Source organism: Corynebacterium sp. p3-SID1194 (assembly GCF_025144155.1).
In the GTDB taxonomy this organism is placed as follows: Bacteria; Actinomycetota; Actinomycetes; order Mycobacteriales; family Mycobacteriaceae; genus Corynebacterium.
In genome coordinates, this window is record NZ_JALXWY010000013.1 from 31,342 (window position 1) to 44,248 (window position 12,907).

Annotated in this window: 9 protein-coding genes; 4 read left to right on the forward strand and 5 right to left on the reverse strand. The window is 63.4% G+C overall.

Going from position 1 to position 12,907, the window contains the following annotated elements; genetic code table 11:
- Positions 1 to 74: 74 nt before the first annotated feature.
- Both M3G19_RS08880 and M3G19_RS08885 read left to right on the forward strand, forming a co-directional pair.
- On the forward strand, positions 75 to 1,514 hold the full coding sequence (locus tag M3G19_RS08880; RefSeq protein ID WP_259902244.1) for a lipase family protein: 1,440 nt from the start codon (positions 75 to 77) through the stop codon (positions 1,512 to 1,514).
- A 37-nt stretch (positions 1,515 to 1,551) separates the two neighbouring features.
- On the forward strand, positions 1,552 to 2,883 hold the full coding sequence (locus M3G19_RS08885; RefSeq protein WP_259902245.1) for a lipase family protein: 1,332 nt from the start codon (positions 1,552 to 1,554) through the stop codon (positions 2,881 to 2,883).
- Positions 2,884 to 2,931: 48 nt separating this feature from the next.
- Here the strand turns inward: M3G19_RS08885 and M3G19_RS08890 are convergent, their stop codons facing one another.
- The gene (locus M3G19_RS08890; RefSeq protein WP_259902246.1) at positions 2,932 to 5,772 is read right to left on the reverse strand and encodes an ATP-dependent Clp protease ATP-binding subunit; all 2,841 of its coding nucleotides are present in this window, start codon (positions 5,770 to 5,772) and stop codon (positions 2,932 to 2,934) included.
- Positions 5,773 to 5,978: 206 nt separating this feature from the next.
- On the opposite strand from M3G19_RS08890, the gene argF reads away from it, so the two are divergent.
- The gene (gene argF, locus M3G19_RS08895; protein ID WP_259902247.1) at positions 5,979 to 6,968 is read left to right on the forward strand and encodes an ornithine carbamoyltransferase; all 990 of its coding nucleotides are present in this window, start codon (positions 5,979 to 5,981) and stop codon (positions 6,966 to 6,968) included.
- 140 nt (positions 6,969 to 7,108) lie between these two features.
- A complete protein-coding gene (locus tag M3G19_RS08900; protein ID WP_259902248.1) occupies positions 7,109 to 7,642 on the forward strand; it encodes a hypothetical protein in 534 nt (177 codons plus the stop codon).
- 143 nt (positions 7,643 to 7,785) lie between these two features.
- Here the strand turns inward: M3G19_RS08900 and M3G19_RS08905 are convergent, their stop codons facing one another.
- The 4 genes from M3G19_RS08905 to lysS form a co-directional block, all read right to left on the reverse strand.
- Positions 7,786 to 8,856, reverse strand: coding sequence for an HNH endonuclease signature motif containing protein (locus M3G19_RS08905; RefSeq protein ID WP_259902249.1), 1,071 nt, complete (start codon positions 8,854 to 8,856; stop codon positions 7,786 to 7,788).
- A 92-nt stretch (positions 8,857 to 8,948) separates the two neighbouring features.
- Positions 8,949 to 10,643 (reverse strand): phosphoenolpyruvate--protein phosphotransferase, encoded by a 1,695-nt coding sequence (ptsP, locus tag M3G19_RS08910; protein ID WP_259902250.1) that lies wholly within the window; start codon positions 10,641 to 10,643, stop codon positions 8,949 to 8,951.
- A gap of 109 nt (positions 10,644 to 10,752) precedes the next feature.
- Positions 10,753 to 11,235, reverse strand: a complete 483-nt coding sequence (locus M3G19_RS08915) for an NINE protein (RefSeq protein ID WP_259902251.1) — start codon at positions 11,233 to 11,235, stop codon at positions 10,753 to 10,755.
- A gap of 92 nt (positions 11,236 to 11,327) precedes the next feature.
- Complete coding sequence (lysS, locus tag M3G19_RS08920) at positions 11,328 to 12,866, reverse strand: lysine--tRNA ligase (RefSeq protein WP_259902252.1); 1,539 nt, start codon at positions 12,864 to 12,866, stop codon at positions 11,328 to 11,330.
- Positions 12,867 to 12,907: the final 41 nt, after the last annotated feature.

Here is a 12,907-nt window from a genome sequence, read left to right on the forward strand (position 1 = left end):
AAGCGACGCACCGCGCTCCCTACTTTTCTTTCTAAAACACGTAAGGTCGCAAAACTTCGCTTAACATTCAACGCATGCTCCACACCGCTTATCGACGCTCCCCCGCAGCCCACTTTTCCTGCACCTTTCCCCTTTCGCTGCGTTCGGCTGCAACCGCCCTCGCCACCGCCTTCGCCACCACCCTCGCCACTGCCATCACCGCCGCGATAACTACCGTCACTGTCGCGGGGGTCGTCACACCGGCGTCGGCAAGCGCGCAAACTGTCGAGGAGATCCGCGACGGCATCCACCACGCCGCCACGACACCGGGCGGCGACCCGGTCCACGACTACGACGCGTTTTACGACGACCCGGTCCCGGCCGATCAGCTCGACCGCCCGGGCAAGATTCTGCGAACCCAGCCCGCGCCGCACCTGCTGAATATCCTGGGCCCGGATTTCTACGGCCACGCGAAGCGCATTCTCTACACCTCCACGACGGTCCACGGCGATATCGTCCCGGTCAGCGGCGTGATCATGGAGCCGGCGAACCCGTGGCGCGGTAAAGGACCTCGCCCGACTGTCGTGTTCGGCCCAGGCACCCGCGGGATCGGCGATGCGTGCGCCCCATCGCGGGGAACGTGGATGATGGGGCAGATCAATCTTCAGACCGGTTCGCTCGGCACGAACTATGAGCTGCCGAGTTATCACGCGGCGGCGCTGCTGGGGATGCGCGTGGTGGTCACTGATTACATCGGCCTCGGCACGCCGGGCGCGCACACGTACATGCTCCACGAGGAAGAAGGCCACGCGATGCTCGATGCCGCGCGCGCTGCCCTACCGAACGGCGGGCCGGTCGGTTTCTGGGGATACTCGCAGGGTGGCGGGGCTGCGGCGTCGGCAGCCGAACAGGCGGCAAGCTACGCGCCGGAGCTGGACGTGAAGGGGACGTTCGCGGGCGCGCCGCCGGCGGATCTGCTGAAGTCGATGCACGGCGTCGACGATTCCACGATTTCCGCGGTCATGGGGTACGCGCTGAACGGCTGGCAGGACCGTTACCCGGGACTTAAGGAATCGCTCGCACCGATGTTTACGGATCGTGGCCGCGAATTCCTGGCTTCCACGGCCGATGCGTGCATTGCGGATAGTGCCGTCCGTTGGGGTTTGCGCGACTCGCGCGCATTCACGGCGAGCGGGCAGAAGCTCAGCGAAGCAGTGACGACGAACCCAGAAATGAGCACGCTTATCGACGCCCAAAAGCTCGGCCGCACCTCCCCCTCCTCCCCCATCATGATTTCTACTGCAGGAAACGACGATGTCGTCCCCTCCGACCAAGTCGCCCAACTCGCCCGCGATCACTGCTCTCTCGGCGCTGACGTCACTTTCTACGACAGTGCCCTTCCTCCCCTCACCCCCGGCATCAAGACTGCTGTCAACCACGGTGTCGGCATCTATTCCCATCTGGCTCCCTCCATGAAATGGATGGCTGACCGTTTCGACGGCGTCCCCACCCAATCCAACTGTGGCGCTTTCTGATCCCACTGAACACTCCACCGAACTGAGGTTTTCGATCATGCCCCGCTTCTCCCCTTCTGTTTTCCGCACCATCCCCGCCGCAATCGCAATCTGCCTTGCCAGCACCTGCGTCCTCGACGCGCCGGAAGCTCATGCGCAATCTTCGGGTCTGAGCTCCCACAGCTCTAGCTCCAGTTCCACCGCACCCTGGTTCGGCCCCTTAAGCTCGGCGCTCGGGGAAACACTCAGTTCAGCGGGCAGCAGCGGCTCTTCTAAGGGCTCTTCCGAGCTGAGTTCCACCACCCTGAAAACGAACCAGCCACTCCCCGACGAGCCGGGCAAGCTGGTGGCACGTGAGCGCGTCGGCAGCTCGCGCAACGAGCGGATTCTCTACACGTCCACCAATGAGCGGGGTCAGATCGTCCCGGTCTCCGGTGCGATTTACCCGGCGAAATCGCACGGCGAGAACTCGCGCAAGGGCACAGTGGTGCTGGCTCCGGGAACGCGGGGAATGGGCGACCAGTGCGCGCCGTCGGCAGGCTCATCGATGCTGGTCGGCACGGATGGCTCCTCCGTGAACGTCAACTACGAGGCGCCGGTGGCGCAGAGGTTGGCGGACGAAGGGTATCAGGTCGTCGTCACGGATTACATCGGGTTGGGTACGCCGGGGGTCCACACGTATCTGAACAGGATCGACCAGGGGCATGCGGTCATCGACGCGGCGCGCGCGGCGGCGGAACCGGACGAGAAGGTCTTTTTCTACGGCTACAGCCAGGGCGGCGGGGCGGTAGCGGCAGCTGGTGAGTTGCAGCCGGAGTACGCGCCGGATCTTCACCTCGTGGGGGTTTTCGCAGGCGCGCCGCCGGCGAATCCGGAGACGATGCTCAAGCAGGGTAATCCGGCGACGTTGGAGCCGGTGATGGCCATGGTGATCGCGAGTTACGCGTATTCGTACCCGGAGTTCCGGGAGGCAGTCGGTGCGCACACGACGGCCGCGGCGAATCGCTATCTCACGGCTGTCGCGGCAAGTTGTGTCGCTGAGACCACGGGCTCGTCGGCATCGATCGAGGACCTCGCGCCGGATGCGCCGTCACTGGACGAGCTCGCGCTTTCCGACGACCGCATCCTCCGCACCCTTCGCCTCAACCGCCTCGGCACCGTGCCCGTCAAAGCTCCGATCCTCATCGCGCAATCGCCGCAAGACAACGTCGTCCCGTACGAACAGGGCAAACAGCTTGCCGACGACTACCGCTCCCTCGGCTCCCCCGTCACCTTCCTAAGCATTCCGCTTTCCGACGCCTCCTCCCGCGCCGGCCTCGGCCACGTCGCCCCCGCGATCACTCAATCCGGCGAAGTCATCCGCTGGATGAACGAGCGCTTCAACGACTAACGCCCCGCACACCCGAGATTCGGGTGCGCAGGGCGCCGAAGCTAGAGCTTAGGCTTTTTCGCCGTCGTCGCCGTCGGCATCACCGTCGCCGTTGCTCTCGTCTCCGCGCGGGGGCTCAAGCGTGTCTGTGCCTGCCGCGCCGCCGACGTCGGCATCGGCATCGGCGTCGGCGTCAACGACGGAGTCGCTGCCGGAAGCGTCAGGGCCGTTCTCTGGGTCCGTGGATTCCGGCGGAGTGGTCGCGCGAATTTGCACGTCCTCATGGCCGTCCTCCGGGGCGATGTCGCGGACATCGTCCTCGTCGAGGTCGCCGAAGGTCTCCTCAGGCAAAGGCTTCGGCTTCGGGGTGAAGGTGAACTCGGCCTTCTCGTAGTCGCGCGGGCTGTCGGTCTTGCCGTCCCAGTTTGTGACGTCGACCTCGATGATCTCGCCGGCACCGATCTCGCCGAAGAGGATCTTCTCGGAGAGAACATCCTCGATTTCGCGCTGCAAGGTGCGTCGGAGCGGGCGGGCGCCGAGAACCGGGTCGAAGCCGCGGGCGGCGAGGAGGTTCTTGGCGGCGCTCGAGAGCTCGATACCCATGTCTTGGGCGGCGAGGTTCTTCTCGAGGCGCTGCGTGAGAAGCTCGACCATCTCCACGATTTGCTCCTGGGTGAGCTGGTGGAAGACGACGATCTCGTCGATACGGTTCAAGAACTCGGGGCGGAAGTGCTTCTTCAGCTCGTCGTGAACCTTGTTCTTCATGCGCTCGTACTGGGCGTCGGCATCCGTGGAGCTGTCGCCAGTGAAGCCGATTCCGACAGCCTTCGAGATGTCGGAGGTGCCCAGGTTCGAGGTGAAGATCAAAACGGTGTTCTTGAAGTCGACATTGCGACCCTGGCCGTCGGTAAGCCGGCCTTCTTCGAGCACCTGCAACAGGGTGTTGTAGATCTCCTTGTGGGCCTTCTCGATCTCGTCGAAAAGCACGACGGAGAACGGCTTGCGACGCACCTTCTCGGTGAGCTGGCCACCCTCCTCGTAGCCGACGTAGCCCGGAGGCGCGCCGAACAGGCGGGAGGCGGTGAAGCGGTCGTGGAATTCGCCCATGTCGACCTGGATGAGGGCGTCCTCTTCACCGAAGAGGAACTCCGCGAGCGCCTTCGACAGCTCGGTCTTACCTACACCGGACGGGCCGGCGAAGATGAACGAGCCGGACGGGCGGCGCGGGTCCTTCAGGCCAGCGCGGGTGCGGCGGATGGCGCGGGAGACCGCCTTGACGGCGTCGTCCTGGCCGATGATGCGCTTGTGCAGCTCTTCTTCCATGTTGAGCAGGCGCGACGACTCGGACTCGGTGAGCTTGAACACCGGAATGCCGGTCCAGTGGGCCAGCACGTCGGCGATCTGCTCCTCGCCGACCTCGGCGATGTCCTCAAGCTCGCCGGAGCGCCACTGCTTCTCCTTCTCGGCGCGCTCCTCACCCAGCTTGCGCTCGGTGTCGCGAAGGCCAGCGGCCTTCTCGAAGTCCTGGGCGTCGATCGCCGCTTCCTTTTCCTTGCGGACATCGGCGATGCGGTCGTCGACGTCGCGCAGGCCCTTCGGCGCGGTCATGCGCTTGATGCGCATGCGGGCGCCGGCCTCGTCGAGAAGATCGACGGCCTTGTCCGGCAGGAAGCGGTCGTTGATGTAGCGGTCGGACAGGTTCGCGGCGGCGGCCAGCGCGTCGTCGGTGTAGGACACGCGGTGGTGCGCCTCGTAGCGGTCGCGCAGACCCTTGAGGATCAAGATGGTGTCGTCGATGCTCGGCTCGTCGACCTGCACGGGCTGGAAGCGGCGCTCGAGGGCGGCATCCTTCTCGATGTGCTTGCGGTACTCGTCGAGCGTGGTCGCACCGATGGTCTGGAGCTCGCCGCGGGCCAGCTTCGGCTTCAGCAGGGAAGCCGCGTCGATGGCTCCCTCGGCAGCGCCGGCACCGACGAGAGTGTGGATCTCGTCGATGAACAGGATGATGTCGCCGCGCTGGTTGATCTCCTTGAGCACCTTCTTCAGGCGCTCCTCGAAATCGCCGCGGTAACGGGAACCCGCGACGAGGGAGCCCAGGTCGAGCGAGTAGACCTGCTTGTCCTTCAGCGTCTCCGGGACCTTGCCGTTGGCGATGTCCAACGCTAGGCCCTCGACGACAGCGGTCTTGCCCACGCCGGGCTCGCCGATCAGCACCGGGTTGTTCTTGGTGCGGCGCGAGAGCACCTGCATGATGCGCTCGATCTCCTTGTCGCGCCCCACGACCGGGTCGAGCTTGCCTTCCTTCGCGGCGGCGGTCAGGTTGCGGCCGAACTGGTCGAGCACGAGCGAGTTGGAACGCTCGCCGCCGCCACCGCGCGGGCCGCCCATGCCGCCCTGGCTAGAACCGGCACCGGCAAGGCTCGGGCCACTGCTCTGACCTTCGGCGACCTCGGGATTCTGGCCGTCGCCACCCTCGTAACCCGAGAGCAGCTGGATGACCTGCTGGCGCACGCGCGGCAGATCCGCGCCGAGCTTGATCAGCACCTGAGCAGCAACACCCTCACCTTCGCGGATCAGGCCGAGCAGCAGGAATTCGGTGCCGATGTACTTGTGGCCCATCTGCAGTCCTTCACGCAGAGCGAGCTCCAGCACCTTCTTCGCGCGCGGCGTGAACGGCACATGACCTGTGTGCGGCTGCGAACCGCGGCCGATAATGTCGATGACCTCGCGGCGCACGTCCTCGAGGTTGATCCCCATCGACTCTAGAGCCTTGGCAGCAACGCCCTCGCCCTCCTGAATCAGACCGAGCAGAATGTGCTCGGTGCCGATGTAATTGTGGTTCAGGTCGCGAGCTTCCTGCTGGGCCAGCACGATCACGCGACGTGCACGGTCAGTAAACCGCTCGAACATGTGGCAACCCCTTTTTGGCTAAGTCTCTAAATTTAAGTTCCACCCACCATAACGCGCACGTACACGAGGCAATCCCGCCTCGAAAGGACAAATCAGAAAAACACCGCAAAACAGCAGCTCCTGGGGCTGTTCGCTGGTAGCGAACGGGGGGTGGGCGTCGTTAAGCGAAATGCGTAAATTGGATGGAAACGAGAAGGAGCTCCCCAATGCCTATCAGTCTGTCCGGCCGCAATTTTCTGAAGCTGCTCGATTTCACGCCCGATGAAATCCGGTACCTCATCGATCTGTCGCGGCAGTTCAAAAACCTCAAGCTCGCTGGCACGCCGCACCGCTACCTCGAGGGCAAAAATATCGTGCTGCTTTTTGAGAAAACGTCGACGCGCACCCGCTGCTCGTTCGAAGTCGCAGGTCACGACCTCGGCATGGGTGTCACGTACCTCGAACCCGGGTCGTCGCAGATGGGCAAGAAAGAATCCATCGCCGACACCGCGCGCGTTTTGGGCCGCATGTTCGACGGCATTGAATACCGCGGTTTCGGCCAAGAGATCGTCGAGGAGCTCGCCGAAAACGCCGGCGTCCCCGTTTGGAACGGCCTGACCACCGAATTCCACCCCACCCAAATGATCGCCGACATGCTCACCATCGAGGAAAAATTCCCGCAAGGACTGCGCGGCCTCAAGCTCGTCTACATGGGCGACGCGCGCAACAACGTCGCCAATTCCCTCATGGTCGTCTGCGCCAAACTCGGCATTCATTTCGTCGCGTGCGGCCCGAAGGAGCAAATGCCAGAGCAAGAGCTTATCGACGCCTGCACTGCCCTCCCCACCTCCGCCCCCATCACCCTCACCGAAGATGTCGACGAAGCTGTCACCGGCGCCCACGTCGTCTACACCGACATCTGGGTCTCCATGGGCGAACCCGACGACATCTGGGAAGAACGCATCCGACTTCTCGAGCCCTACCGCGTCACCTCCGCCGTCATGGCCAAAGCCTCCCCCGACGCCATCTTCATGCACTGCCTCCCCTCCTACCACGACACCAAGACCGAAATCGGCGCTGACATCGCCCAAAAATTTGGCATCACCGAAATGGAAGTCACCAACGACGTCTTCGAATCCCCCCAATCAAAGGTCTTCGACGAAGCCGAAAACCGCATGCACACCATCAAGGCCATCATGTACGCGACGCTCTCGTAACCGTTTGCCCACGTCGGATCGGCTGCGGGGCGCGCAATTCTGCACCGCGCACCCGGCAGCAATCGCTCCAGCTCGCCCCGGCTGAATCCGCCAAGTTTCAGCTCGGCGCGGCCGCGGTGAGGTATCTAGACTTTCTAGGCATGACGAACTCGCGCCCGCCCAAGGCTCGCCAGGTCCCCCGGCTATGGGATTACCCGGCACTCATCGTGCCCATGCTGGAGATCGTCGCGCTTGTTTATCTCATCGCGACCGTAGTTGCGGACACCTCGGGCACCGGGACTGACGCAGGATTCACCTCCGCTTTTGTCTTCGTGCCGTTGGTGGTGGCCCTGTTGTTCGTCTTCATGCTGTCGTTTCCGCTGCTTTTTCTGCGCGTGACGAACTTCGTGGGAGACGTGGCGTTCATCGCCGCCGGAATCGTCCTGCCGATCATGATCGAGATGCGTGCCGACGAGTCTTCCTCCCTCCTCGCCCTCTTCTCCACCACCTTCGCGGTAGTGGGTATATCGCTCCTGCTGCGCCGAATCATCGGGTATTCCCTGTGGAAGAAAGGGAAGCTCCCCCGCAAGCTCCGCCCCGCCCAGGACGCGGACGACTCCTCCGCCGAGACTCCAGCCCGAATCACGAATCAGAGCTCAAACCAAGCCCCGCCGGCCCCAAGGCCTCCGAGTTGAACCAACAGTGATCCTCGGGCCGGCCTTCGGGCGCACTTGTACGGCCGCGACCTCATGCGCTAGTTTTCGGGCGCGCCGAACTGGCCGTGGACATGCCTGACTCACGCGATAAGCGTGGTCAGACTGTGTCTGCGGCCTTTTCGTTATTTCCCGAACAACAGGTGCATCGCACCGTATTGGTGCGTGCTGTTCGCCACTGGTGTTCCGCGCGGTGAGATCCATGTCGGTGTCCCATCGCGCATCTGTATTCGACCCCTGTTGTGCCTGTCGGGGTCATCATCGTTGGTGCGGTTGTGATACCTGCACAACACCGACAGGTTGTTCATATTCGTCGGCCCACCCCGGGCCCACGGTTCAATGTGGTGGACCTCGCAGTTATCGGCAGCATGCCGACAATCCGGCACAGGACACGTCGTCAGTGTTGCCCGGGCGAGATCACGTTGTTTCTTATTAGCGAACCGTTTCGTGTTGTACAGATTCACCGGACCTACCTGCGGGTGGAACAGCGCCACCTCAAGGTCTTTGGAGTGATGGTGCGCCAAATACTCCGCACCAGTCATCGTCGTGCCATCAGACAACCCCAGGATGGTGTCATCACCTTGGCCACCGAGGACCTTGATGTAATCCGCCAGCGGGATCTGCACCAGCGGGCGTGGAACAGCATCAGCGACAGCACCATCCTTATGCAGCAAGTCGTGGAATGCCTCGTACATCTGCGGACCCTCAGGACGATTAGCATCGAGGTTTTGACGCAGCGCGTACTCAAGGGCAGCAATATCCCTCGCATCACCAGTGGCACTAAAGGTGCGCTTACCTTTCCGCTCCTTACCAAACCGCACCGACGACTCAGGGGCAGGTGTATCCACCTCGGGGACGATGTCTTTGGCGCGGCGTTTCAACGTCTCGTAGTTCCCGCGCACAGACAACAAGGCGAGGCGGATTGTCCACTTCTCCTTCTCGGTGCCCAAGGTGCGGACTTGTTGTTCGATAAACAGGATCTGGTCGAGTGATTTACCGGTTTCGCGGGCGATGCGTACCGCGTGGGCTTGCTTACGGGTGGAGCGGGTCGTGCCGAAGTAGGTCTCGTGGGCTTTTCCCCACTCGATATACGTGGTGGGTTTGACGCCGGCAGCCTGAGCAGCCTGACGGTCGAAACCAGCCAGGATGTCCATCGGACTGCCGAGTGTTGTTAGAAACGCGTCAAAATCGTTCACGGCACAAACGTTAAACCGCGCGCAACCCGAGATCCACCAAACAATGTCTACTTCAGTAGACATCGCCTAAACGGGCAGGTCACAAGGGGGTGCTAACGGGCGCAAAGGTCGCGGAGAACTGGTGCTGCGAGTTCGAGTGCACCGGCGCGGGCGGCATCGGCGGTGGTGGCGGCGAGGGCGCGGGAGGCGATTTCGCGGCAGGTGGCGAGGTCGTGAAGCGCGAGGGCAGCACGGACAGCGGGAACCTTCGACGGGGCCATGGACAACGATGACACGCCGAGACCAATGAGGACAAGGGCGAGCAGCGGGTCGCCGCCGGCTTCACCGCACACGCCGATATCGCTGCCGGTCGCGTCGCCGCCGCGGCACGTCTCACGGATCATGGAGAGAACGGCGGGCTGCCACGGGGACAGCAGTGCGGCGAGGTCGCCCTGCAGTCGGTCGGCGGCCATTGTGTACTGGGAGAGGTCGTTGGTGCCGATGGAGGCGAAGTCGGCAAGCGCGAGCAGATCAGCGGAGCGGATTGCCGCGGCGGGGGTTTCCACCATTATTCCGGCTCTCGGCAAGCCAACAGAACGGCACTTATCGACGAACCACTCGACCTCCTCCCCCGTCCCCACCATCGGAGCCATGACCCACAGGTCGGACGACGGAACAGCTTCCTGTGCGGCGGCGAGTGCAGCGAGCTGGTTGTCCATGAGGTCTTCCCGGACCTGGGTCAGGCGCACGCCGCGCTTGCCGAGGGCCGGGTTTTCCTCAGGGCCGAGGTCGGCGAAGGCAAGCGGCTTGTCGGCACCCGCGTCAAGAGTGCGGACGACAACGCGGCGGTCGCCGAATGCCTCCAGGACAGCGGTGTATGTCGCTGTCTGCTCCTCGACAGTCGGGGCTTCCTCGCGTCCCAGGAAGAGAAACTCGGTGCGGAACAGCCCGGAACCTTCCAAATCCAAGGCGGCGGCGGAGACGGCATCGGCAGCGGTGCCGATATTGGCCAGCAGCTTCACCGGATGGCCGTCCTTGGTAACACCCGGACCGGCAGAACCGGCGAGGGCTTTTGCGCGGCGACGGAAGCGCTTTTCAAGTTCCGCGATGTCTTCAGGGGTCGGCGCGAGGAAGACGAGGGAGAGGGAGGAATCGAGGGCGAGGGGGGTGGCGTCGATAAGCGACTCGGTGATTCCTGCGACCTTGACGACGGCTGGAATGTCGAGCTGTGCTGCGAGAATCGCCGTGTGCGACGTCGCGCCGCCCGCCTCCGTGACGATGCCCAGGACCTTGCTGCGGTCGAGCGTCGCCGTTTCCGCAGGCGCGAGATCGTGCGCAACGATGATGCTGGGCTCCGTGAGATCGGGAATGCCGGGCTCCGGTAGTCCGCGGAGACGCGCTGTCGCGCGATCGCGAATGTCGTAGAGGTCGGTCACACGCTCGGCCATGTAGCCGCCGATCTTGCGCAGCTTCTTCGCGTAGACCTCCACGGCGGCGTGCACAGCAGCCGTGACGCCCTTGCCGTTCTTCAGCTCCTTGTCGATGCTCCTGATCAGGCCGCGGTCCTTCGCCAATGCGGCGGTGGCCTCGAGGATCTCCTTGGCGTCGCCCTCTGCATGCGCCGCACTCTCCGATAACCCGGCAGCGACCTGGTCGAGCGCTTCGCGCACACGCTGTCCGTCGACCTCCGCGTCCGCCGATGCTGGCTCATCCAGGTCGATTCCCACCGCCGGCGCCACTACCACCGCAGGCCCCGACGCTATCCCCGACGAGACGCCGATGCCGTGGAGAACCACCCTGTCAGTCATTCGCGAACCTTTCCGTGGACGTAGCTAGCCATCGAGCCTACGCCCAAACAAAAGGACCCGGGCACCGCTCAGCTAGGAGCGCCCAGGTCCTCAAACGTGGTGACTGCAGCTACTGCAGCGGCACGCCGTTCGCGTCACGGTCGTAGCCGCCGCTACCGGAGAGCACCATGATCATCTCCACCAGCGCCCACAAGCCGACCGCCATCATCACAAAGAGGCCGATGATGAAGAACGACGTGATGAAACCAAAGAACATCAGTACCAGCTTCGTGACACCCAGGTTGTTCTGCCCCATGTAGAAGTTACCGGCGCCGAAACCACCCAGGAAGAAGAACAACAAAGCCGCAACGGCCTTGCTCTTCGGTGGGTTCATCATCGGCGGGTACTGGTTGTACGGCTGCGGCTGCGCGTACTGAGCCGGCTGCGCGTACTGAGCCGGCACCGCTGCCGCCTGCGGCTGCTGGACAGGCTGCTGACCCGGCTGTGCGAACGCCGCGTAGTAGTTGCTGGAACCTGCACCGGAATTATTCACCGGCATGCCGTCCCTGTCGTACTGCTGGCCGTAGGAGTTGCCCTGCCAGGAAGTGCTCATCGAAGTGGGTCCTTTCGACTATTCGAATAACAAGTCAGACTGTATCGTGCAGCCAGGAAAAATGCGAGGTCCCGGGTATGATTTTTACGCGGCTACGCTTCGGGGCGCACCATCGGGAAGAGAACGGTCTCGCGGATGCCAAGGCCGGTCAGGGCCATGAGCAGGCGGTCGATGCCCATGCCGGTGCCGGCTGTGGGCGGCATGCCCTGTTCCATGGCGGCGAGGAAGTCTTCGTCAAGGACCATGGCTTCGTCGTCGCCGTCGGCGGCGAGGCGGGCTTGGTCTTCGAAGCGTTCGCGCTGGATGACCGGGTCGACGAGCTCGGAGTAGCCAGTGGCCAACTCGAAGCCGCGGACGTAGAGGTCCCACTTCTCGGTCACGCGCGGCTTTTCACGGTGGTCGCGGGTAAGCGGGGAGGTCTCGACAGGGAAGTTGATCACGAAGGTCGGTTCGTAGAGCTGGTCGGAGCAGAGCTCTTCCCAGATCTCCTCGACGAGTTTGCCGTGGCCCCAGCCGGCGTTTTCAGGCACTTTGAGGCCGATTTCGGCGGCGATGGCCTTGAGTTCGTCGACGGTGGAGTCGATGGTCACCTCGGGCTGGCCGGGGAATTTGCGCGCCAGCGCCTCGTTGAGGGACGGGTACATCTCCAGGACTTTCCATTCGCCGCCGAGGTCGTAGGAGGTGCCGTCGGCAAGCGTGACGGTGGTGGACCCGAAGACTTCCTGTGCGCAGAACTGGACGGCGCCCTTGATGGTTTCGGCACCTTCTTTGTAGGTGCCCCATGCCTGGTAGGTCTCCATCATGGTGAATTCGGGGCTGTGAGAGGAATCGACGCCTTCGTTGCGGAAGTTGCGGTTGATCTCGAAGACACGCTCGAGGCCGCCGACGACGCAGCGCTTGAGGTAGAGCTCGGGCGCGATGCGCAGGAACAGGTCGATGTCGAGAGCGTTGGAGTGCGTCTCGAACGGGCGCGCGGCGGCGCCGCCGTGGAGCGTCTGCAGCATCGGGGTTTCCACCTCGACGAAGTCCAGGCCCGTGAGGTACTTGCGCAGCGCAGCGATGACCTTGATGCGGGTCAGCGCATTTTTGCGGGCGTCTTCGCGCATGATCAGGTCGGTGTAGCGGTAGCGCACACGCTGCTCTTCGTTCATGTCGGCGAACGCGACGGGCAGTGGTCGCAGCGCCTTGGAGGCCATGTGCCAGGACTTCGCCATGACGGACAGCTCGCCGCGCTTGGACGCGATGACACGGCCGCGCACGGAGACGATATCGCCCAGGTCGGTGTCGGACTTCCAATCAGCGAGAGCTTCTTCGCCGACTTCAGCCAGGGAGAGCATGACCTGGAGTTGGGTGCCGTCGCCTTCTTGAAGCGTCGCAAAGCAAAGCTTGCCTGTGTTGCGCTGGAACATGATGCGGCCTGCGACCGCGACCTCGTCCTGCGTCTCCTGGCCAGCTTCCAGGGTGGTCACCCCGTCAGCGCCAGATTCAACGACGGAGTATTTCTCGCGCAATTCGCTTAACGACGTCGTCCGGTCCACCTCCACCGGGTACGCGTCCTTGCCCTGCTCGAGGAGTTTTTCGCGCTTTGCGCGGCGGATCTGTTGCTGCTCTGAAAGGTCCTGGGTAGTCACGATGCTCTACCGTAGTCGCTTCTGCTCACCAATAGTCAGGA